This window comes from Microseira wollei NIES-4236, assembly GCF_020521235.1.
GTDB classification, from domain to species: domain Bacteria; phylum Cyanobacteriota; class Cyanobacteriia; order Cyanobacteriales; family Aerosakkonemataceae; genus Microseira; species Microseira wollei.
In genome coordinates this window covers 13224-36934 of sequence record NZ_BLAY01000074.1, presented here as the reverse complement: position 1 = coordinate 36934, position 23711 = coordinate 13224, and the positions used below count along the sequence as shown (strand labels likewise).

Genomic DNA, 23711 nt, shown 5'->3' with positions numbered 1-23711 from the left:
CATGCCAAGCAACAACTCCAAGGGTAATATTTTAATCGTTGACGATACACCAGAAAACTTGCGCTTGTTGGTGGGAGTCTTAAACGAAAAAGGATATCAAACTCGCCCCGTTCCTCATGGTAAGTTAGCTATATCAGCCGCCCAATTAAATCCTCCCGATCTAATTTTACTCGACATTCTGATGCCGGAAATGGATGGCTATGAAGTCTGCGCCAAGCTAAAAGCCGATGACAAAACTAAAAAAATTCCAGTAATTTTTCTCAGTGCAGTTAATGAAGTATGGGATAAAGTCAAAGCTTTTGCCGTTGGTGGAGTAGACTACATCACCAAACCCTTTCAAGTTGAAGAAGTTTTGGCAAGGGTAGAAACCCACTTGGCCTTAGTTTCGGCCCACAAGAGTCTGGCGGCTAAAAACGAAGAGTTGGCTGCCAAAAATGTCGAACTAGACTCAACATTGCAACAACTAAAAAGCACACAAGAAGAATTGATTCAATCGGCAAAAATGGCAGCTTTAGGACAACTGATTGCTGGCATTGCTCACGAAATCAATAACCCCTTGGGCGCGATTACATCCTCGGTGAGAAACATTGCAATATTTTGGAGCGATCGCTTGCTCAATTTCCCCCAATTTCTGCAAGAACTATCCCCATCTCATCAGCAGTATTTTATAGATTTACTGAAAAATATAAGTCAAAAGAATCAAACTTTAACCAGCAGAGAAGAACGCAAGCTGAGAAACTCATTAGCGGCGCAACTCGAAGCGTGCGAAATTGAAAACGCCTCAGACTTGGCAAGTTTATTAGCGGTAATAGGCATTAAAGATATCGAACCATTTGTGCCGCTATTAAAAGCTACTGAGAGCGAATATATTTTAGAAACTGCCTATCAATTCGCCAACGTTCAAACCAGTATCAGAAGCATCACTACTGCCGCAGAAAGGGCAAGGAAAGTTGTTTTTGCTCTGAAAAATTACGCTCGTTATGACAACACGGGGCACAAAATAAACGTAGATATTACGGAGGGAATCGACACCATTTTAACGCTTTATAGCAATCAACTAAAACAGAATATAACCACGCTCAAAAACTATCAGGATTGCTTACCCTCTATCTCGTGTTACCCCGACGAACTCAATCAAGTCTGGACAAACATCATTCACAATGCTTTGCAAGCAATGGACTATCGCGGGACTTTAACCATTGAAGTCAAGCAGCAAGACGGATATATCAAAGCCAGCTTCACCGACAGCGGTAAAGGCATTCCTCCTGAGATTATGCCGAAAATATTTCAACCTTTCTTCACTACCAAACCACCCGGTGAAGGCAGCGGTCTGGGATTAGATATTGTCCAAAAAATTATTGATAAACATCGAGGAAAAATTGAGGTAGAATCTGTGCCAGGTCAAACCACATTTACTATATCCTTGCCCCTAGAGGCAGAGGCTTTATGAACAAAAAAAACTCGCCTAAGCCTGTCATTTTATGCGTTGATGATGAGGTAAACGTTTTACAAAGCTTGCGAATAACACTGCGAAATGGTCTGGGGGATACTTACTTCTATGAAATTGCTGAAAGTCCTGATGAGGCAATGGAAATCCTCGCAGATATAGATTGGGAAACCATGCCAGTAGTCGCGATTATCTCCGATTGGTTAATGCCAGGAATGAAAGGAGACGAATTTTTAATCGATCTTCATAAAAAATATCCCCAAATAGTTAAAATTATGATTACCGGACAAGCCGATAAATCAGCCATCGAGCGAGCCAAAAAATATGCCAATCTGCATGATTGTGTTTCCAAACCTTGGAGCGATCGCCTACTGATTGAAACCATTAAATCAGCGTTGGAGCAATGATGAATCAACCTATTATTATCTGCGTAGATGATGAAAAAACTATCCTAGATAGCCTGGGAATTGAGCTAAAAAATGCGTTTGGAAGCGAATACACGATCGAAATCGCTGAAAGTGGAGAAGAAGCTTTAGAAATTGTCAGAGAAGCATTAGAAAACCAGCAGGAAATTGCCGTCGTCATTTCCGACTACATCATGCCCAATATGAAGGGAGATGAATTGCTCGAACGCATCCATAATCTTTCCCCGAACACCCTGAAAATCATGCTGAGTGGGCAAGCAGATTTAGCGGCAGTGGGAAGGGCGATAGAACGGGCAAAATTATATCGTTATATAGCCAAACCCTGGCATAGGCAAGACTTTAAATTGACAGTAAAAGAAGCAGTAAATAGTTACATTCAAGAGACAAAAATAGCAGAAAAAAATGCAAATTTATATCGCATGAATCAAGAGTTGGCTCGATTAACTCGCTCACAAGAAATCCTGATAGAAGAACTCTCTCAAATCAACAAAGCTGTCTATCGCTTTGTGCCGCGTGAATTTATCAAGCTTTTAGATAAAGAAAGAATTGTCGATGTGCAATTAGGCGATGGCGGACAGCGGGAAATGTCAGTGCTATTTGCAGATATTCGCGAATTTACTACCCTATCTGAAGGCATGAGTTGCCAGGAAAATTTTAATTTTATTAATTCTTTTCTAGCTTACATGGAACCAGCCATTATGGAAAATCATGGGTTTATTGATAAATATATTGGCGATGGGATTATGGCACTCTTTAGCGGTGGAGCAGATGATGCGGTTAAAGCGGGAATTGCCATGTTGCAAAATCTCGCCGAGTTCAACGAGAAACGCGCAAAATCTGGCGCTTTGCCCATTAAAATTGGTATTGGCATCCATACCGGATCGTTAATGTTGGGTACGATCGGGGGACACAGCAGAATTGATAGTACGGCGATTGGGGATACGGTGAACTTAGCTTCTCGTCTCGAAACCCTGACAAAAACTTATCAAGCATCGCTATTGATCTCTCACGAAACTTGGTATCGCTTGCCAAACCACCAAAATTATAGTATGCGCTTGCTCGAGCGAGTCAATGTTAAGGGTAAGTCAAAATCTGTAGCAGTTTTTGAAGTCTTTGATGGGGATTATGAGTCAGTTAAACAGGGAAAATCAACCACAAAATCGATGTTTGAACAGGCAGTTTGCCTCTTTTATGGAGGTTTTTACACAAAAGCAGAACAATTGTTTAAGGAGTGTTTGCAGATTAATAACAGAGATACAGTCGCTCAATTTTATCTGGAACGATTTCAACAGCATTTAATTAAAACTATCCGATTGTAGGAGTTATATCATGTCCTTAGGTATCGGTAGTGTATGGATGGCTAATTGTTAATTGCTAATTGGTAATATAGTATTTTTCCTGATTGAGCCATTAGCGATTAGCTAGTAACGCAAGTTGCTAGTTATCTTTTTAGGGCCCAAGACAGGCTAATGGCTAATAGCTAATGGCTAATGGTAGAACCGAAAAATATTCCCATCAGCAATTAGCAAGCTGGCGATTAGCTTCTGCTGTGCAACCCACGATAGTTATAACTAGCAACTTGGGTTATTAGCAGTTACACAACCGTTGCTACTGGACATGATATTATTCGCAGCGCAGATAGCACTAATGAGCGATCGCACCCATGCCACCTTACCCAAAGAAACCGGGTTTCTGGGTCGAAACCCGGTTTCTCCCAGTCCTGACCAAGTTTGTTCTCATCCCTTGTGTATATTGCAGCACCTGGAGTCGCTGTAAAATTCCCAAATTTACAATACCGATGCAATCCCACACGATATCACTCTTACCTGGGTTGCGGGGGTCTGACCCCCTAACAGTATTTCTACTGTAAGCTGTATAACGAAGTTAGCTTCCGATATACTCGTGTCAACGGGATCTTTCCCCGGAGACAATAAGCATTCATGCTTAGGTATTTTTACTGAAGACTTTACATATGTTTACTGGTAAATATAGTGTAGGGGGTGCAAGTGTAAAGTTTTTAAGTTTTCCCTACCAGCTTTTTGAAATAACAACCATCTAGATCTAGATTGCCCCTATGTCAATCAGATCCTTGCACCGCTTTGCCAAAATTTCTGGAAACGTACCGCTGCGCCTAGTCCTGACCGTACCGTTTGTGCTGCAAATCTTTGCTGCTGTGAGTATCGTCGGGTATCTTTCCTTCAGAAACGGACAAAAAGCCGTCCAAGACCTTGCCAGTCACTTACACGGCGAGATCGGCGATATTTCTGAATTGGATTTAATGGCGCAAATTAACGCCAACAATCGCACCACGATTTTGCTGTGTATTGTCGCTTTAATTATCTCAACCGTTATTTGTATTTTGACAGCCCGGTGGATTGTCAAACCGATTCTGAATTTGAACGCATCAGCGAAAGCAATTGCCAAAGGAAAATGGGAACAAACTGTTAATCTCAATCGCAGCGACGAAATCGGGCAACTTGCCAAATCCTTCAGCGTCATGGCAGGTCAATTGCGAGCATCTTTTTCTACCCTGGAAGCCCAAAATGCCCAATTACAGCGCCTTGACAAAGTCAAAGATGAATTTTTAGCCAACACTTCCCACGAACTGCGAACGCCTCTCAATGGCATCATCGGTATCGCTGAATCGATGCTAGACGGTGCGGCGGGTTCTCTATCAGAAATACAGCAGCAAAATCTGCTAATGATTGCTGGTAGCGCCCGCCGACTCAGCCAATTAGTTAACGATATTCTCGACTTTTCTAAACTGAAACAGCAAAAACTAGACCTGCAAGTTCGCAGCGTGGAAGTGCAAGGAATTGTTCAGGTTGTCCTGACTGTCAGTCAAGCTGTAGCGGTCAACAAAAACTTGCAATTTATCAACGCCGTTCCTGCCGACTTACCCCTTGTTGATGCAGATGAAAACCGCCTGCAACAGATTCTTTATAATCTGATCGGAAATGCGATTAAGTTTACCGACGCAGGCAAGATAGAAGTTTCAGCAGCTTTGGTAATGGGTAATGGGTCATTGGTAATTGGCGAGCGAGAACAATTAGCAATTAGCAATTACCAATTAGCCAAACAAATCGCCATTACCGTTTCCGATACCGGCATTGGTATTGCAAGCGATCGCATCGAAAGCATCTTCGATCCGTTTGAACAAGGCGATGGTTCGATTGTCCGCCAATACGGCGGCACGGGATTGGGTTTAGCCCTCACCAAGCAGCTGGTAGAATTGCACGGCGGTAAAATATGGGTTGAATCTCAACTTGGCATCGGTTCCCGCTTCACTTTTACCTTGCCTGTTTCATCTCAGAAACTGAGTACAAACGTCCCTTGTTGCACCTGCACGGAATGCACCCTTTTACCCCCCTATCTTGGGGCGCACTGTCTTGTTCCCCTACAGACTCCAAAATCTCATACCGAATTGCCCTCAAAGGTGGTAGACAAGGAGAAAATACCATGTATCAACCCAAGTTTATATCGGCAATCCAACCAACTATCCTCCTATTCACCCATTACCGATTCCCACCCAAATTCGGAACAATTCAGAATTCTAATTGTTGATGATGACCCGATCAATCTCCAAGTTTTAAACAATCACCTTTCCTTAGAAGGCTACCAGGTAATCCAAGCTTTAAATGGAGAGCAAGCGCTTTCCATCCTCCAAAGCGGGCAAGAATTTGACTTGATCGTTCTCGATATTATGATGCCCCGGATGTCTGGTTATCAAGTATGTGCCAAACTGCGGCAAAAATATCCGGCACACGAGTTACCCGTCGTTATGTTGACCGCTAAAAATCAAATATCCGATCTAGTGACCGGGTTTCAATTCGGAGCCAATGATTATTTAACTAAACCTTTTTCCAGAGATGAACTCCTCACCCGAATTAAGTTTCACATTCAACTATCAAAAACCAACCATGCCTACGGGCGATTTTTTCCCCATACTTTTCTAGAATTTTTGCAAAAAGAAAGCATCGTCGATGTCAACTTAGGCAATCACGTCAGCAAAGAAATGGCGGTAATGTTTAGCGATATTCGCTCGTTTACCGCGCTTTCGGAAACCATGACGCCCCAAGAAAATTTTGACTTTGTCAATGCCTATATGCGCCAGGTGAGTCCCAAAATTAGAGAGCATAACGGCTTGATTGTTAAATATTTGGGCGATGGAATGATGGCTGTGTTTCCTAATGGCGCTGACGATGCAGTCAAATCGGGTATTGCCAAATTGCAACAAGTGCAAAAATACAATATCCAGCGCATCGCCAGTGGATATCCACCGCTCCAAGTGGGAGTGGGGATAAATTTCGGTCACATGATGGTGGGAATTGTGGGGGAAATAGCCCGAATGCAGGGAGATGCTTTTTCTGATGAAGTTAATTTGGCATCTCGATTAGAAAGTTTGACCAAGTTTTATGGCGTTTCTTTGGTAATTTCGGAAAATGTCTTGACCCATTTAAGTCACCCAGAGCAATACCAAATCCGCTTTCTGGACAAGGTAGTCGTTAAAGGCAGACAAGCACCCATTTCTATCTATGAAGTTCTCGATGCCGAACCCGATTTATTCCGAGATTTAAAGTGGCAAACTCTGCCTGATTTTGCCCGGGGTTTAAAACATTATCAACAGCAAGAATTTACCGCTGCACAAGCGTGTTTTAAGCGCGTGTTGCAGGTTAATCCTGAGGATAAGACGGCTGGGTTGTATCTAGAGCGGGTGCATGAGTTGATGGGGGTATGTCTGCCTCAGAATTGGTCTGGCGTTTGGGTTTTGCATCAGAAATAATCCCCTGATAATAACGGTTGATGGCAGATTTGCGATTTTCAAATAACTTTAACAGTGCGTCTACCACAGGTCGCGTTACAGTCCCATCAAAGCTAGAAATAAAATCAACTGCGGAAAGATTTCCTTTAAAAAACTCTTTCGCTCTCGCGCTTTGTTCTTGCAGATACTCAAATCCGATTGATTTGACTATAAACGCCGCCAAAGGTGAATCTTTTAAATCGGCAGTTGCGCTGTTGGCTCTTCCGTTTTCTAATAAATCCAAGACTTCCGATTCCAAATCGTTTTTGGGATGATAAGCATCGACAACTTTAGGCAGAAAAGTTTCCAAGCGCACGCCCCGATAATCGTGGTAAGGCAATTCCCCCATTAGAGTAGCTAGGGAAACATCAAATCCCAAGCTAAAAGCAAGCGATTCCATCAGCGCGATCGAAACCAGTTTGCTCCCCAAATAAAGCCGCGCAATTTCGATATTTCTCCTGGCACCGTTCTGCAAACGCGAGTAGGTGAGATCGTCTGGTTCTCCCCGAAATTGATTAAATATCGCTTCAGGTTGCAGAAAATTCATGAAACTTTCCATCTTTTGCAGCGCCATTCGGTACTCGCGCACCGTGTACGAACGGCTGATAAAGTTATGATTGGTTTCCGGTAATAAGTTCCAGGTATTCGCCAAAAAATACGCCGAACTCGGATGAGCAAAACCGCTGACATCCCGGTTCCCTACGCGCTGGGCGCGCTTGACGATTTGCTCGATGGCAAGCAAGCTCAAACCCAGGTTAAACCGATGATTGGTTAAAAGCAAGCGTTGGTAGAGGCGATCGCTTGCCGTTAATCCCTCTTTTGATTTAGTCCGAAACGGAATCGTCGCTTCCACACACGCCGCAATCTCCATCAGTCGAGAAAGTGAGAAAAATGGCTCTAAAACTTTTGTTGCCACCAGCGCACTCAGAAATTCGTTTTCTCCCGCAAACGGATCTAGCACCTGCCCTGGAACAAACCCGAACACACACGCTACCATCTCAAACGTGGCATCAGCAGGCAATTGAAAAGTTTCGCGAATTCGTAGCTTTTCCCTTTCCTGCTTAATGAACGGCGTAATGTAATAACTCAGGTTAAAGTTAATGCTGCAATCGACCTGCACGTACACCAAATCGTGAAACAAAGCCGCCAAAACTTCAATCCCATCTTCATTCCCGCCCACTTCAATCACGTGCTGCGGCGTATGAAAATATCGCCAGTAACCCGTCATCGGTTGAACAATCAGGTCGGCAATCGTGTAAAGTTGAGTCAACGCGACTTCTACCTCTAGGCGACCCATTGCCCAGATCAGCTTTTCTAAACATTTTTGATGTGCCTGGGCGCTATCCATCAAACCCTCTCGCACTGAACTTGCTCCAAATCTCGTTTTCGTCAGATACATCACAAAGTTCATATATATGTAAGCGATTGAGCGCTTAACTTGTATTTAACTTACATTTAGACCTATTTCCCTCAGTTAGGCTGCATATCCTAGGGTGAAAGCGAGCCGAATCAACGGATATGTAGCTTTATCTACGGAAAATGGTATTTCCAGCATGGGGAAAGTTGATTTATCTTTTCCCCCTCACTCTCACGCAGCTATGTCAGCAGTTAATATCCCATTTAGCGATCGTTCGCACCCACACTTTCCTGACAGTTCGCTTGCCAAGACAAGACTAGCAGAGATATCAAGATCGCCATTAGCAATTAGCCATTAGCACTATCTTTGACCGCGTCAAGTATATGTATCCTAACTTTATTTTCTCCTTTGCCGCCTCAATTCATCATTAAAATTTGTTAATGCTATTGTTAAGTAAAAATTAACTAATCGTTAACAAAAACTTATATATTTTAACTTTAGGCGTATTATATACCAAACCTAGAAATTCCTTTGAGAGTGAATTATGATAGAAGGAATGGTTCCAAACAACAGATACGACATCAGTAATAATACTGAAGTATTATTACTGAGTCTCAGGTCAGGGAAACGCATCAACCAAATAATGTTGAGTACACCCTAGCCAAAAAGTGTGAATAGCGATCGTGGAAAAACTCGATAATCTTACGTTGAATTCAACTCTGGCAGATCTTCCCAGCCATGAGTGTAAGGTAGACTTAAAAACCGTTGGGCAAGTGGTAGCAAAATCACTCCAGCGGCAGCCAGAATTACCAGGGATCATGATTACTGCCAATAATAATAAAATAGTGGGCATGATCTCGAGGGCAAGATTTTTTGAATGGCTCAGTCGTCCCTATGGGTCAGAGCTTTTCCTCAAACGCCCGATTCAGGTGATGTTGAACATGATCGGCGCAGAATTTAAGGCGATTCCAGATGTAGAAATCCGCCTGGCAAAGTGCCTGGTGTTGAGCGGAGATTGCCCCATCGACAAGGCAGTTGAAATCGCCTTGCAGCGTCCCCCATCCCTAGCCTACGAACCGATAGTCATAGCCGGGGAAAATAGCCAATGGCGGTTACTGGATATGCAAGTTTTGCTACTGGCTAAATCCCAGCTATTTGCCCTGGCAAAAGAATCTGCTGATGCCGCTAACAGAGCTAAAAGTGAATTTTTAGCCAACATGAGTCACGAACTGCGGACGCCTCTCAATGCCATTCTCGGCTTTAGCCAAGTGATGAAACGCAGCTCATCTTTATCGGCAGAACAGCAGGAATATTTGGGTATTATTAACAGCGCTGGCGAGCATCTGCTGGAATTAATCAACGATGTTCTGGAAATGTCCAAAATAGAGGCTTGCAGAACTACATTTTACCAGAGGAGCTTTGACTTGTACCGCTTGCTGGATAATCTGCACGAGATGCTGCAACTGAAAGCCTCATCCAAAAACTTACAGCTAATTTTTGAACGGGCATCAGACGTACCTCAATACCTGCAAACCGACGAGCGGAAATTACGTCAAGTCTTGATTAACCTGGTAGGAAATGCCATCAAGTTTACCGAAAAAGGCAGCGTGACTTTGCGAGTGCAAACATCAGGGGAGCAGGGGAGCAGGGGAGCAGGGGAGCAGGGGAGCAGGGGAGCAGAGGAGCAGGGGAGCAGGGGAGCAGAGGAGAATGTACATCCAAATTCCCCTCTGCATTCTTCTCATCTAAGACTTTGGTTTAGCGTCGAGGACACCGGACTCGGCATGTTTCCCGCAGAAATAGAGCAATTATTTGCTGCCTTTGTCCAAACAGAAACAGGTCGAAAATCGGGACAAGGGACGGGATTAGGTTTAGCAATTAGCCAAAAATACGTGCAAATGATGGGGGGAGAAATTCAAGTTAAAAGTACTCCTGGTGAGAAGTCAATTTTTAGCTTTGATATCTTAGTTAAGCTAACTCAAAGCTCTGACATTTCTCATCTTCAAGCAACTCGCAAAGTGATAGGTTTAGCACCGAACCAGCCACAATATCGCATTTTGGTGGTTGATGATAGCTGGGAAAGCCGTTTGCTGTTGGTGAGGTTGCTGACATCGCTAGGGTTTGTTGTCCGCGAAGCCGAAAATGGTCTACAAGGGTTTCACCTGTGGTCGAGTTTCTCGCCACACCTAATTTTTATGGATATGCACATGCCGGTGATGAATGGGTATGAAGCCACCAAACAGATTAAAGCCCATTTCAAAGGTCAGGAAACAACTATTATTGCTTTAACTGCCAGCGCGTTTGAGGAAGAGCGCAAAGCTATTTTATCAGCGGGGTGCGATGACGTTATCAGCAAGCCTTTCCGCCAAGAGGGACTTTTGGAAAAAATTGCCGAATGTTTAGGGGTGCAATATCTCTATGAAGATTCGGCAGTTCAGGAGCAAGATGAGCCAACTCAGGATGAATTAAATGCTTCTGAGCGCTCGCTTGATTTTCACTTATCCCAAATGCCCGTTGAGTGGGTAGAAAAACTCAATAAAGCAGCGCTCAAATGCCGCGATCGCGATATTATCCAGCTATGCGAACAAATTCCTAAAATCCACGCCCCTCTAGCCAAAACCTTAACTAATTGGGCTAATGATTTTCTGTTCGACAAAGTCATAGATTTAATCCAAGCCGTTGCAGCTAAACAACCAGCGTTAATTCTAAAAACATAGCAGCCGTATCTGTGGAAGGTTACGTTGTGGTTTTTAGCACCCCGGCTGACGCATCTAATATGGTGGGATGGTGCGTTATGCTATCAAAGAGAGCACCCTACTAAATGATTCAAATCTGAAATGAAAAAATGCTAGAAAACATTCTCATCGTTGATGATATACCAGACAATATCCGCCTGTTGGCAACGATCCTCACCGCTCGGGGGTATGAAGTTGGTAAAGCGCGAAACGGACAGATGGCATTGATGTCGGTCAAAACCGATCCGCCGGATTTGATTTTACTCGACATCAATATGCCGCATATGAACGGCTACGAGGTGTGCGAACATCTGAAATCCGACGACCAAACTAAGCATATTCCCGTAATTTTTATCAGCGCCCTTGATGAAGTTTGGGATAAGGTCAAAGCCTTCAATGTCGGCGGGGTGGATTATATCACAAAGCCGTTTCATGATGAAGAGGTTTTAGCCCGCGTTGCCAATCAATTGCAGATTCAAGCTTTGCAAAATGCCCTGAGAAAAGAGCAACAAAAGTCGGAGAATTTGTTATTAAATATTTTGCCGCAAGCTATCGTTGAAGAGTTGAAACAAACACAAAAGGCGACGCCGATACAATTTGAGCAAGCTACGTTTCTGTTTGCCGATATTGTCCGCTTTACTCCCATGTCCAGCGCCATGCCTCCTGGGGATGTTGTCGATCTGTTGAACTTGGTTTTTTCTACCTTTGATGCGCTAGCGCAACAACATGGAGTGGAAAAAATTAGAACGATTGGGGATTCTTATTTTTTGGCAGGGGGAATTCCCGTCATGCGAGAAGACCATGCCCTTGCGATCGCCGAAATGGCGCTGGATATGCAACAAGCGATCGCGCGCTTCACATGGCCCAATGGCGAACCTCTGGCGTTGCGGATCGGTATCAACACCGGCGGGCCAGTGGTAGGCGCTGTCATTGGCACCCAAAAATTTGCTTACGATGTGTGGGGAAATGCTGTCAATCTCGCTTCTCGCATGGAGTCTCAGGGAGAACCCGGACGCATTCAAGTAACAAGGGCTACTTACGAACGGTTGCGGCATCAGTATGTGTTAGCGAAACGAGGTGCGATCGCGGTTAAAGGTCAGGGGGAAATGACTACTTATTGGCTGATGAGTCGGAATTAGACGAGTTGAGGCAACTCTCCCACAAAATGCGATTCTTGACCCACGACATGCGGCTGATGGCACTTTTGTGACTCTCAAACAGCTTGACAACTCCGTCGATTAGAACTTTGGCGACTGTAGGATCGAACTCGGAAATAAAATCAATAGCAGTTAGTTCTTGTTTAAAAAATGCTTTGGCGCGACTGCACTGACAGCGCATTTCTTCAAATCCCATAGATTTAACCATAAAGGTCGCTAAGGGAGAGTGTTCCAGATCGTACTTAGCACTCTTAGCGCGTCCCTTTTCTAATAAATTCATCACTTCCCGTTCCAGGTCATTTTTGGGTTGATAGGCGTTCGCCACAACGGGAATAAAATTTTCCAAACGCGGGCTATCACAATTACCATTGGGCATGTTGCCCATCATGATTACCAGGGGAACGTCCGGGCCAATACTGGAAGAAAGTGCTTCGATGAAGGCGATCGCAACGAGTTTGCTCCCCAAGTAAAGCTTGGCAATTTCCAAGTTTTTCCTAGCAGTGCTATCCCACAATTTGAACGCGCGATCGCTCGGTTCGCCTCTATACTGACGGAAAATTACCTCTGGGCGCAGGAAATTCATAAAGCCTTCCATCTTTTGCAAGGCTAGGCGGTAATCGCGCACCGTGTAAGAACAATTGATCAGATTGTGATTGGTTTCGGGTAATAAATTCCAAGTATTCGCTAAAAAATGGGCAGGATTGGGATGGGCGAAACTGGCGACATCTCGGTTGCTGACGCGCACGGCTTTTTTGACAGCTTCAAACAGTTCTTCTTCGCTCAGGTTGAGGTTAAATTTGTCACAGGTTACTTGCAAGCGTTGAAACAAGCGATCGCTCACCGCTAAGCCATCCTCTGAGCTTGACCGGAAAGGGATGGTGGCTTCGATTCCGGCGACAATTTGAATCAGATGCTCTGGCTGCAAAAATCGCTCCAGCACTTTGACAGCTACCACCGCACTCAAAAATTCGTTTTGTCCGGCGAACGGTTGCAGCACTTGACCCGGAACAAAGCCAAACACCGATGCCACCATCTCGAACATCGGATCGGCAGGCAAGTCGGAAGGTTCGCGAATCACCAGCTGTCCTTTAACTTCTTTCGTATAAGGAGTAATGTAATAACTCAGTTGAAAATTAATGCTGCAATCGACTTGCACGTACACCAGATCGTGAAACAAGGCGGCTAGGACTTCAATCGCATCTTCTGTGCCGCCGACCTTGAAAATGTGCTGTGGGGTGTGAAAAAATCGCCAAGGCCCGGTCATGGGTTGAACGATTAAATCCGTGATCGGAGCCAGTTCCCGTGGCTCTACCCTAGCCTGTAAGCTCGCACAAGCCCACATTAGCCGCTCAGTGCATTTTTGATACGCCTGTTCGATGTCCATCAATACCTCTCGCCCTTGATACGCTCCTGTTTTCTAGGATACTGTTGGTCACCCCACAGGGAGTAGGAGGCCACAACACTGCCAGAATCTATGTTGGTGAAGAGTTTAGCGGTTGACGGCCTCAAGCTTGTCATAAAAACTTTTGCAGCGGAATATATATTGCCAGATGTGTTGATGCGTGCCCTTCAAGCTATTTACCAGCGGTTTTGGAGTGCCAGACTTCGCCAGTTCTCCAAATTTCCTGTTCCTCGTGCGCTTTCCCAAGCGTATTTATACCGTACCTCAAACCGGGCGAGAATTTTTGCCAATATGGCCTGAGAAAAGGTTGGTAAGGAGAAAATCCGCGCTAGTCCAATCCTTTTATAGTCAGCATTCAGCTCCTTGGGCATACTATAACCAATCCCAGATAGCTTTTGCAATTGCCGAGGGTCCTCATGCTTATCGGGTGAAGTTGCCCGCCTTTTTAGCAGGGTGCGATCGCGTCAAGTTGCTGTCAAAGATAGCAGATTCGACCAGTATCGACTTGCTCTCTAGGTTGGTATCGATTCTAGTCTAGTTGCTAGGATGCTCAAAGGCAGGTAGGAAAAGTCGGAAAAGTCGGAAAAGTCGGAAAAGTCGGAAAATTGATTTCCAGTCTCTCCCCCATCTCCGGAAACCCTCGTACCACCACCATGAGTAAAAATTGTTACTTTTCAATTGCCAATCGGGTCGTCAAATCTCTCACCCGTTCCACCCTATGGCGATGCCGTGCCTGGGAGTCGATCATCGCTAATTTTATTTTTCCAGGAGTTTTTTAGATGTACGATCTGACAAAATTTAGCTTGAGAGACATGGTTGAATGCGGACTGGCATTACACCAGATGGGTGAGGGGGCGGCAAACATGGAACAAACCAGCAACAGAATGATCAAATATCTCTACGAACATTTAATCGATCGACAAACGGGTGAGAAATCCTGTGCCTTGGTTCGTTGCTTCAAAACGCACCCATATGGGGAACTGGATGCCCATAGGCGCGAATACGCGCGCAGCATCTTGGGAGACGAAGTTCCCTCGCCGAAGATGCAGTGCTTAACCCTGCTAGCGACCGCAGGGGAAAAATCCCAATGGAACTCCATCGAAGCATCCGCAGCACACAAAGCAATTCCGCTCAAAAGCGAAGAATTGGTGGAACAGTCGCCGATGATCTCCCAACTGATTCAGCAGTTTGGCTTAAATATCAGCGCGGTAGTACAACCCGATCCAAATCTGTTGTTGGAGTTCGAGCAAAAAACATTTAACGTATTTTACGTCCCGGATGCCAAGGACAGTCCTTACATCCCCGCCCAAGACTCATTTGTGATTCCGTTTGGCATCAAGTCGGTACTGGGGTTTGGAGCTTTATTACCGTCGGGCAATTTATTTGCCATTATCATGTTCTTAAAAGTCCAAATTCCCCGCAGCACCGCTGAAATGTTCAGTACCCTAGCGCTCAACGTTAAAGCTGCTTTGTTACCCTTTGTTGACGGTGCAGTCTTCGAGGGCGCATCCCCATCTCCCGCGAGTGGTAATAGCCAAAGCATTTCTGGGCATACTAGGGAAATTCAACAGCTAAAATCCCAGGTGGCGACCTTGACTCAGTTGCTCAACGTTTCCGAGAAATCAACATTAACCCAATCGGATCGACTCGAACAAACCATCGAGCAACTCTCGCAAACACTCGCAAGTCTGCAAGCGACTCAATCCCAATTAATTCAATCAGAAAAAATGGCAGCCCTCGGACAACTCGTTGCCGGGATTGCCCACGAAATCAATACCCCCCTGGGTGCAATTCGTTCCTCAGCGGGGAATATGACTAAGTTTTTAAGTCAAACCCTAGAACAATTACCCACACTGTTTCAATCACTTTCCCCAGAGCAAGCAGAGAATTTTTGGCAACTCCTGCACAGGTCGATCGAAGAAAAATTAATTTTGTCTGCCAAAGAGGAGCGTCAATTTAAGCGAACATTAATTCGCCTACTCGAAGCCGAAGCAATTGATAATGCTTCTCCGATTGCCGATAGCCTGGTAGACATGAGGATTTATCGCGAAATCGACGTTTTTTTACCTCTGTTAAAACATCAGAATAGCAAGTTTATCTTAGACATTGCTTATAAAATTTCAGGCGTGCAAAGAGGCGTTGAAACCATCAACACAGCTACAGACCTAGCCTCAAAAGTCGTATTTGCCTTAAAAACTTATGCGCGGTACGACCGTTCAGGAGTGATGAAGCTGGCTAACATAATTGACGGCATAGAAACCGTGTTAACGCTTTATCAAAGTCAACTCAAAAAGGGAGTAGAAGTGATGCGGAACTATTCCGAGTTACCGATGCTACTTTGCTATCCCGACGACCTGAATCAAGTTTGGAACAATCTGATTCAAAATGCCTTACAAGCGATGAATAATCAAGGGACTTTAATCCTGGAAGCCGTTTTAGTAGAGCAGCAGGTAAAAATTGGGATTACCGATAGCGGGCCGGGAATACCAGAAGAGATTAAGTCTCAAATATTTGAACCATTTTTTACTACTAAACCCCCCGGAGAAGGCACGGGATTGGGACTAGATATCGTTAAAAAAATCGTGGAAAAGCATCGAGGAACAATCGCATTTAAAAGCCAACCAGGCTGCACAACATTTAACGTTTTTCTGCCAATTCAACCAAACTAGGAGAGTGGGGAATGTGTAAACCAGTTATTTTATGCGTAGATGATGAAAAAATTGTTTTGCAGAGTCTCAAAACCCAACTTAAATCAGCCTTTGGGGATGCATATATCTATGAAGTTGCCGAAGATGGGGATGAGGCTATAGAACTGATTAACGAACTAAAAGATGAGGGAATGAAGATTATTTTACTTGTCTCGGATTGGTTAATGCCAGGTATGAAGGGGGATGAGTTTCTGATTCGCGTCCATCAAGAATTTCCTAACATTATTAAAATCATGTTAACAGGTCAAGCTGATGAACAAGCGATCGCGCGGGCAAAAGAACAGGCAAATATCCATTCCTGCTTGTATAAACCCTGGGCTGAAGAAGAGTTAATCGAAACCATTCAATCTGCTATAGCAAAACTATGACTCAACAGGTAATCATCTGTGTCGATGACGAGACAACCGTACTCAAAAGCATAAAAACAGAACTAAAAGAAGCCTTCGGTAACAATTACCTGATCGAAATTGCCGAAGGCGGGAATGATGCCTTAGAATTAGTCCAAGAATTGCTAGAAGATGGGTATGAAATACCATTAATTATATCAGATTATGTCATGCCCGATATGAAAGGAGATGAACTATTAAGGCAGGTGCATCAGCTTTCTCCCAAAACCCTCAAAATAATGCTTACAGGTCAGGCGACTATTGAAGGCGTTGCTAATGCGATCAAATATGCCAAACTTTATCGTTATATTACAAAACCTTGGGAAGCTGAAGATTTAAAATTGACGGTAACAGAAGCCGTTTATAGTTATCTTCAGGATAAAAAGCTGGCAGAACAAAACGCCAAGCTGCAACAAATGAATCAGGCACTTGAAACATTAAACCGCGAACAAGCCGCACTGATTGCCAAGTTGCACGAGAGCGAAAGTCGTTTGAGACAGTTCTTAGAAGCAGTCCCCGTTGGCGTAGAAGTAATTGATGTCCAAGGTCAACTTTATTTTACCAATCAAAGATCGCAGGAATTACGCGGTAAAACAGCCGTAACGTCAGAGCTTAATCCATTTTATATCGCCGGAACCAATCAACCATATCCTTGGGAAAAATTACCGATATCGCGGGCATTGCAAGGCGAAACATCAACGGTTGATGATGTAGAAATACATCTAGGAAATAAGATTATTCCCATCGAAATTTGGGGCACGCCCATCTACGATCGAAATGGCAAGATTTCCTATGCCATTGTCGCCTTTCAAGATATCACCGAACGCCAAAAAGCTGAAGCGGATAGGCAAAAATTTATTGAAGAACTCTTTGAACTTAATGCTAATTTGGAAATAGCGCTGCAAAAAGAATCAGAACTAACCCGCGCGGCAAGTCGTTTTGTACCGAATCAATTTCTCTCTTTGCTGGGACATCAAAGCATTGTCGATGTCAAATTAGGCGAAGCCGTGCAGCAAGAAATGACGGTACTATTTTCCGATATTCGCAGCTTCACCACCATCAGCGAAGGCATGACTCCCCAGGATAATTTTAAATTTATCAATGCCTTTCTGTCGCGCATGGAACCCGCCATCGTTGAAAATAACGGCTTTATTGATAAATACATTGGCGATGCAATTATGGCACTATTTGGTGGCAGCGCCGATGATGCGGTGAAAGCCGGTCTTGCCATGCTAAAAATGCTGAATGAATATAATACAACCAGGGGCACACCCGCACGCCCTACCCTACAAGTTGGCATTGGCATCCATACAGGTTCTTTAATGCTGGGTACAGTCGGGGGATACTCGCGCATGGATGGTACGGTAATTAGCGATGCGGTAAACTTAGCTGCTCGCATCGAAAATTTAACAAAAGAATATGGCGTATCCTTATTAATCTCTCAACAAACTCTGTCCCGCTTGCAAAACCCAATGGAACACAACATTCGCTTCATCGAGCGAGTCACAGTTAAGGGGAAGTCCAAAGCAGTGGCAGTTTTTGAAGTATTTGATGGGGACGATCCGCAAATTAAACAGGGAAAATTAGCCACCAAATCAATGTTTGAACAAGCGTTATTTCTGGCTTATCGACATTGTTTTAGCGAAGCAGCTTTATTGTTTCAAGATTGTCTGCGAATTAACCCAAGCGATACCATCGCTCAAATCTATTTGCAGCGATGTCAGCGGTAGCTTTTATATTTGGCTAATCGCTAATCGCTAATCGCTAATAGGTGATTAACAAGCTCGCAATTAGCTATTAGCAATTAGCAGTTTACCGATATTGATAACAATCCAGCGGACAGGATCTGACGTTCTTTCCCTGGCACCAAAAAATGACAAAAATCAAAACTAGGGAATCTACGGATACTACTCCTTGGCTTTATCAGTACCTGAAGCCCACTTACTAGGTAATTTACGTAAAACTTTGGCTCAATTCCTTAAAATTAGGAGAAAATATGTGGAATTTACGGATATTGCTGACCGCATCAGTTAACGGGTGCTGAAAAACTGTATAATCTACGTAGATTGCTATTTTTTGCTTGTTTATCCTCAGCATTTATTATAAATAATTCATTTCCCGATAAAAATTAATATCTAAAAACATAAATGATAAAATATATATGGTCAGGACTTACACACAGCCTCTACGGGAAGGGAGGGCATAATCTACCCTAGTATGGGTAGTGTCCAAGCAGGCAATAGGTGTAAGTCCTGTTTCTTAATTGATACCAATTTTGTTTATAGCTTCAAATCAGGCTATCCCATAAGCGTAGAGAATCTTTAGTTTGTCGCAAATTTTTCTGCGCTCATGGGAAAAGCCTTACAGGTGTCAGCTGTTTATTTCAAAACAACTGACAACTGATAAGATCGCCATTAATCGTTAGCAATTTAGTTTTAGAGCTTAGTAGAACTACTGGAAAACGCTGCTACTATCTAGACTAGATTACCAGCCGCAAAGCACTTGACGCATTTTCTGCATATTGGCAGGTAAGTCCATGTGCATAGCTTGTTGGATAAACATCGAGGGAATAGGAATTAGAGGCGTTGCTGCGACGCTGTAGGTGAGTAAAGTGCCGCTACCGCAATCTTGCAGCTTTAAATCTGCCGAAAAATCGACAAAGCTGCCTTTTTCCATGCGGAATTGGATTTGCTGTTGCACCACCTCAATTACTCGCAGGTAGATTTCTACCTCGGCGGTGAACATCAAAAAAGCTTTCCGTGCCATTTGATACAGACGCTTGCCGCCAGAGGTGAAACTATCTACCGGGTGTAACTCTTCGCTCTTAATCACATCGGGGAAGTAATGCACCCAGCGGGAGTAGTCAGTTAGCTGCTGCCAAGCGTGGGATCGCGCGATCGGTAGGTACATGCTTGCCGTACACGCGCCACCCCAAGCAGAGTGCGATCGCGTTTGCAGCAAAATCTCACCGCGCAACAGAGCTGGATCGATCGAGTCGGAGGCAAAACGTACTGTCATTTGGCTTAATTATCTCCCTACTAACACCAATCGAGTTTAAGGTCGTAACGGTCTAATACGATAACCCAAAGGTTACTACACCTTCTATATTTCAAGTTACCCACCTTAGTTAAAAAAACTGCAAAGTTTTGATGAAATCTGCAATAATTTTGTCCCTGACATTACCGAGATTGCACTTTGCTACCACAGAAAATTTAAATATTTAGTGATAAAAGTTACTAACTATATGCGTGTAAACTCGGATATAGCCTGTAATCTTGATCAAGCTATGGTTTTTTTGAGTATTTCTGCCCTTGGGTGAAGCAGGTGCGGCAGATCGGGGAGAGTGTAGGGGCACGGCATCTTTATATCTTGTCTTCCGCGCCCGATAACTTGATGTTGCCGTGCCGCTACACCCGAATGGAAAGCTATATCTGGCATCCCATGCCATAATGAGGTCGTAATCGAGCGGCACCGAAAGCAGTGAGTGGTTCACCTAACTCTGACAATTCGATATTTGTGCGGTCTTTTTTCATCCTTTTGGGAGTCACGGTAGCTTATTGGCTGTTGAGAGGATTTGGAATGCGCCCGTTTACTTCGATTCCGGGTGGCATTATCTGGGTGTTGATGCTACTTTGCATCGTTACGGGTATTTTGAGCTACTTGCAAGCTACTAGGTGGTAAGCCGGTGTGCGGGTGAGCAAGTGAGCAGGTGAGCGGATGAGTGGATAAAAATTGCTTTTCCCGTATCAACGATAATCTTGCCTTACTTTTTTCCCACCCGAAGAATTACTACTATTGAACCGCGAAGACGCAAAGGACGCGAAGCAAGAAGAAGGAAGAAGTAGATAATCTTCTAGCACCTCTGGGAGTAAATCTCTCTGACCATCCCACCTGCACCCCGACCCCACGATAAAATTATCGATCGACCTCAAGGGCGATTCGGCTCTTGAATCGCGTCCAGTATTATCAAGCGAGGATGGGAAGGAGGCACAAAAATGCAACAATACGTATGCTCGGTTTGTGGCTATGTTTACGACCCAGAGCAAGGCGACCCAGATGGCGGCATCGAACCGGGTACGCCGTTTGAAGATATTCCGGATGATTGGGTGTGTCCCGTTTGCGGGGCAGCTAAATCAGATTTTGAACCCTTAGAATAGTCGATTTTTTGTGCAACTTTTGAAGATAGCAGTTATTGGGGGTGGGGCAGCGGGTTTTTTTGGCGCGATCAGAGCTGCCTCTGCCAATCCCGACGCCATTGTCACGTTACTCGAAGCCGGACGGCAACCCTTGACAAAAGTCCGCATTTCTGGTGGGGGTCGCTGCAATGTCACCCATGCCTGCTTCGACCCGGCTTTATTGGTGCAATATTATCCCAGAGGTGGAAAAGCTTTGCACGGCGCGTTCAATCGCTTTCAACCCCGCGATACCGTTGCTTGGTTTGAGTCGCAGGGCGTTAAGCTCAAAACCGAATCCGATGGACGCATGTTCCCGATTACAGATAATTCGGAAACAATTGTGGACTGTCTTTACGAGGCAGCGAAGGAAGTCGGGGTAAAAATTCGCATCGGCATGTCCGTAGTTGGCATCAAGGTACAGGAGACTCCAGGAGCAGAGGAGCAATTACCGATTACCGATTACCCTCGTTCCCAGGCTCAGCCTGGGAACGCCATTAGCCACAGATTTGAGATTGAGTTGAAAGCGGGAGGAAGTTTGCAGTGCGATCGCATCCTGCTCGCCACTGGCAGTAACCCCATCGGCTACCAAATTGCCCAGTCATTAGGACACCACATCGAACCGCCAGTCCCCTCCCTGTTTACCTTTAATATAAAAGACAAAAGACTAGAAGATTTAGCCGGTGTTAGCGTTGATAGCACCCGCTTGCGATTGCCGATCGCGGGTAAAACCGCTTTAGAACAAACCGGCGCATTACTCGTCACTCACTGGGGTTTAAGCGGCCCTGCCGTACTGAAACTTTCGGCTTGGGGTGCTAGATTGCTCCACGAGTGCAACTATCAAACAACGCTGGTAATCAATTGGCTACCGCAATACAATCGGGAAAATTTACACCAACAACTACTAGCCGTTAGATCCCAGTTAGCGCGACGCCAAATAGCTGCTAATTGCCCAGTTCTCCTGCCGCGACGCCTGTGGCAGCAGTTAGTTACTTATGTAGGTATTGATGCAGAAAAAAAATGGGCAGAGTTATCTAACAAAGTGCTGAATCAACTGATTCAAGAACTTTGCGAAGGGGAATATCAAATTCAGGGGAAGGGCGTTTTCAAGGAAGAATTTGTTACCTGCGGCGGCGTTAGTTTAAAAGAGGTCAATTTTAAAACAATGGAAAGTCGGATAGTGCCCGGTTTGTTCTTTGCTGGCGAAATTCTCGATATCGATGGCGTTACGGGTGGATTTAACTTCCAAAGTGCCTGGACAACTGCATGGATAGCCGGTGAGGGGATGTGCGAGTTGGATTAGAGACAGGACCAGGACTTACGCAAGACGAGGCCAGAAATTTGGTTTCTTCGTCAATCTCTGGTTGGCTTTCCCAACGATTTTTCGGCTCGCCCTTAGTTTCTTTGCGTAAGTCCTGAGGGCGTAATTAGCGTTTATTGTTGAATAGGGCAGTTGGGGGAACCAGTGTTTAGCCAGAAGTTGCCCCCCAGGGGGCAACTTCCGCTGCAAATTTATCCCGAGCGTTCACTTTTACGCTTCTGCCACTGTCTATGTGGCAGTTGAGCGTGCGGCATCTGGGTTAAGAAATAATAAAACAATCAGTCAAAGAAATGTTTGATGTGATACTTTACCAGTAATTTACCATATTATTGCCGTCGCTCAATCCCAGACATCTCGAACATCAAAAACGGGACAGTTGCGCTTAAAGACCAGTTTTTATATGATGCTATAAAAAGGGGATTATGAAGCAGAAAATCAAATCTATGATCCAGTTATCGCTGCGGAGCTTTGATATCGAGATCGCACGCTACAGCTCACTAAAAGCGACCGCGAGAAAGGCTAGAGACATGGAGTTACTACTCAGTATGCCTGACGATCGCGCTGCGGAAGTATTGAAAAATATGCGAAAATCCCGTTCACAGATACGTCAAGATTTGTTTGTATTATCCCAATTGAATTTCAAGAAAAACGGTTATTTTGTAGAGTTTGGAGCAACAAACGGTGTCACCCTAAGCAATACATACTTGCTAGAAAAGGAATTTGGCTGGACTGGCATACTTGCTGAGCCTGCTATTTGTTGGCACGATGATTTAAAAAAAAACAGAAACGCTAAAATAGAAACTCGATGCGTCTGGAAAGATTCAAGTTCAACAGTTAATTTCAATGAAATTGCCGAATACTCCACTATCAATTCATACAGCGATAAGGACAAACATAAAGAAAGAAGAAAAAAAGGTAAAATTTATGAGGTAAAAACAATATCATTAAACGAATTACTAGAAAAACATGAAGCCCCCGTAGATATTGATTATCTGTCTATTGATACTGAAGGTAGCGAATTTGAAATATTAAATAATTTTGACTTCAGCAAACACAGCTTCAAAGTAATCACTTGCGAACACAACTTTACACCAATGCGGGAAAAAATATTTGAACTGCTAGTTAAAAATGGATATGTTAGGAAGTTGGAAAAAATCTCCGATTTTGATGATTGGTATGTTAGGCTAGATGTAGCAAGCGTGTCATCAGGGGCAAGTTAGTTTAAAAGTATTGGTATATAAGCTTTTCAGCTATCTTTTCCTATTAAATCGTCTAGATATAGTTCCTACTCATCTGCCCAAAGTTACCACAGGGGTGGAACGAAAGAATAGGAGTTTTAGCCATGTTATAGAGCTGAAAAACTGAGGTTTTGTAATACTTGGCCCCAGATGACACGGTTGCTAGATTTACCCCTAATTTTGTGGTATATTTTTCGGATATAATCAGAGTTGTAGAGCTAATTATTAATAATTTTGCAGGAAAAGCTTGCGGTTGCGGCAAACTTTTCCTTTAAGTCACAGTGAGAAGCGCAGAGGCGAAAAAGATAATAACTCAAGTTGCTAGTTATCTCTCTGGGAGCGGCTAATGGCGTTCCCAGGCGAAGAATTTTTCTGGTTTTGTGGGGTGGGTAGTATGTTGGAAGGGCGGGCGTGACGCCCACCCCAGAAGAATTTTTCTGGTTTTGTGGGGTGGGTAGTATGTTGGAAGGGCGGGCGTGACGCCCACCCCAGAAGAATTGTTCTGGTTTTGTGGGGTGGGCATCCTGCCCGCCTCAAATATTTTGGCAAGAGGTATCGAAAA

At 44.3% G+C, this 23711-nt stretch carries 20 protein-coding genes; 15 read left to right on the top strand and 5 right to left on the bottom strand.

Going from position 1 to position 23711, the window contains the following annotated elements:
- The first annotated feature begins 1 nt into the window (after window position 1).
- The 5 genes from MiSe_RS23370 to MiSe_RS23350 all read left to right on the top strand — a co-directional run bounded on the left by MiSe_RS23370 (window position 2) and on the right by MiSe_RS23350 (window position 6655).
- Window positions 2–1450, top strand: a complete 1449-nt coding sequence (locus tag MiSe_RS23370; RefSeq protein WP_226585364.1) for a hybrid sensor histidine kinase/response regulator — start codon at window positions 2–4, stop codon at window positions 1448–1450.
- Window positions 1447–1854, top strand: coding sequence for a response regulator (locus MiSe_RS23365; RefSeq protein ID WP_226585362.1), 408 nt, complete (start codon window positions 1447–1449; stop codon window positions 1852–1854). The genes MiSe_RS23370 and MiSe_RS23365 overlap by 4 nt, the downstream gene beginning before the upstream one ends.
- Window positions 1851–3191, top strand: a complete 1341-nt coding sequence (locus tag MiSe_RS23360) for an adenylate/guanylate cyclase domain-containing protein (protein ID WP_226585360.1) — start codon at window positions 1851–1853, stop codon at window positions 3189–3191. The genes MiSe_RS23365 and MiSe_RS23360 overlap by 4 nt, the downstream gene beginning before the upstream one ends.
- 298 nt (window positions 3192–3489) lie before the next feature.
- On the top strand, window positions 3490–3648 hold the full coding sequence (locus MiSe_RS23355; RefSeq protein ID WP_226585357.1) for a hypothetical protein: 159 nt from the start codon (window positions 3490–3492) through the stop codon (window positions 3646–3648).
- A 298-nt stretch (window positions 3649–3946) separates the two neighbouring features.
- Window positions 3947–6655, top strand: coding sequence for a response regulator (locus tag MiSe_RS23350; RefSeq protein ID WP_226585355.1), 2709 nt, complete (start codon window positions 3947–3949; stop codon window positions 6653–6655).
- Here the strand turns inward: MiSe_RS23350 and MiSe_RS23345 are convergent.
- Complete coding sequence (locus MiSe_RS23345; protein ID WP_307731514.1) at window positions 6546–8036, bottom strand: hypothetical protein; 1491 nt, start codon at window positions 8034–8036, stop codon at window positions 6546–6548. The two genes, MiSe_RS23350 and MiSe_RS23345, sit on opposite strands and share 110 nt — an antisense overlap.
- A gap of 176 nt (window positions 8037–8212) precedes the next feature.
- On the opposite strand from MiSe_RS23345, the gene MiSe_RS23340 reads away from it, so the two are divergent.
- The 3 genes from MiSe_RS23340 to MiSe_RS23330 all read left to right on the top strand — a co-directional run bounded on the left by MiSe_RS23340 (window position 8213) and on the right by MiSe_RS23330 (window position 11904).
- On the top strand, window positions 8213–8350 hold the full coding sequence (locus tag MiSe_RS23340) for a hypothetical protein (protein ID WP_226585353.1): 138 nt from the start codon (window positions 8213–8215) through the stop codon (window positions 8348–8350).
- Window positions 8351–8713: 363 nt separating this feature from the next.
- Window positions 8714–10747, top strand: coding sequence for a response regulator (locus MiSe_RS23335; RefSeq protein ID WP_226585351.1), 2034 nt, complete (start codon window positions 8714–8716; stop codon window positions 10745–10747).
- Window positions 10748–10875: 128 nt separating this feature from the next.
- On the top strand, window positions 10876–11904 hold the full coding sequence (locus MiSe_RS23330) for an adenylate/guanylate cyclase domain-containing protein (protein WP_226585349.1): 1029 nt from the start codon (window positions 10876–10878) through the stop codon (window positions 11902–11904).
- Here the strand turns inward: MiSe_RS23330 and MiSe_RS23325 are convergent.
- Window positions 11876–13306, bottom strand: a complete 1431-nt coding sequence (locus tag MiSe_RS23325; RefSeq protein WP_226585347.1) for a hypothetical protein — start codon at window positions 13304–13306, stop codon at window positions 11876–11878. The two genes, MiSe_RS23330 and MiSe_RS23325, sit on opposite strands and share 29 nt — an antisense overlap.
- Window positions 13307–13484: 178 nt before the next feature.
- Between MiSe_RS23325 and MiSe_RS23320 the strand changes: the two genes are divergently transcribed.
- From MiSe_RS23320 to MiSe_RS23305, 4 genes are all read left to right on the top strand, one after another.
- On the top strand, window positions 13485–13862 hold the full coding sequence (locus tag MiSe_RS23320; protein WP_226585345.1) for a hypothetical protein: 378 nt from the start codon (window positions 13485–13487) through the stop codon (window positions 13860–13862).
- Window positions 13863–14103: 241 nt separating this feature from the next.
- The gene (locus MiSe_RS23315) at window positions 14104–15993 is read left to right on the top strand and encodes a sensor histidine kinase (protein ID WP_226585343.1); all 1890 of its coding nucleotides are present in this window, start codon (window positions 14104–14106) and stop codon (window positions 15991–15993) included.
- Between the two features lie 11 nt (window positions 15994–16004).
- Complete coding sequence (locus MiSe_RS23310; protein WP_226585341.1) at window positions 16005–16400, top strand: response regulator; 396 nt, start codon at window positions 16005–16007, stop codon at window positions 16398–16400.
- Window positions 16397–18148: an adenylate/guanylate cyclase domain-containing protein gene (locus MiSe_RS23305; protein WP_226585339.1), complete on the top strand. Its 1752-nt coding sequence runs from the start codon at window positions 16397–16399 to the stop codon at window positions 18146–18148. The genes MiSe_RS23310 and MiSe_RS23305 overlap by 4 nt, the downstream gene beginning before the upstream one ends.
- A gap of 754 nt (window positions 18149–18902) precedes the next feature.
- Here the strand turns inward: MiSe_RS23305 and MiSe_RS23300 are convergent.
- Window positions 18903–19436, bottom strand: a complete 534-nt coding sequence (locus tag MiSe_RS23300) for an SRPBCC family protein (protein ID WP_226585338.1) — start codon at window positions 19434–19436, stop codon at window positions 18903–18905.
- Between the two features lie 261 nt (window positions 19437–19697).
- On the bottom strand, window positions 19698–19856 hold the full coding sequence (locus MiSe_RS23295) for a hypothetical protein (RefSeq protein WP_226585336.1): 159 nt from the start codon (window positions 19854–19856) through the stop codon (window positions 19698–19700).
- Between the two features lie 557 nt (window positions 19857–20413).
- On the opposite strand from MiSe_RS23295, the gene rd reads away from it, so the two are divergent.
- The 3 genes from rd to MiSe_RS23280 all read left to right on the top strand — a co-directional run bounded on the left by rd (window position 20414) and on the right by MiSe_RS23280 (window position 23131).
- A complete protein-coding gene (gene rd, locus MiSe_RS23290; protein ID WP_226585334.1) occupies window positions 20414–20575 on the top strand; it encodes a rubredoxin in 162 nt (53 codons plus the stop codon).
- Window positions 20576–20585: 10 nt separating this feature from the next.
- Window positions 20586–21893: a BaiN/RdsA family NAD(P)/FAD-dependent oxidoreductase gene (locus tag MiSe_RS23285; RefSeq protein ID WP_226585332.1), complete on the top strand. Its 1308-nt coding sequence runs from the start codon at window positions 20586–20588 to the stop codon at window positions 21891–21893.
- A gap of 563 nt (window positions 21894–22456) precedes the next feature.
- Window positions 22457–23131 (top strand): FkbM family methyltransferase, encoded by a 675-nt coding sequence (locus MiSe_RS23280; RefSeq protein WP_226585330.1) that lies wholly within the window; start codon window positions 22457–22459, stop codon window positions 23129–23131.
- A 361-nt stretch (window positions 23132–23492) separates the two neighbouring features.
- Here the strand turns inward: MiSe_RS23280 and MiSe_RS23275 are convergent, their stop codons facing one another.
- Window positions 23493–23672 (bottom strand): hypothetical protein, encoded by a 180-nt coding sequence (locus tag MiSe_RS23275; protein WP_226585328.1) that lies wholly within the window; start codon window positions 23670–23672, stop codon window positions 23493–23495.
- Window positions 23673–23711: the final 39 nt, after the last annotated feature.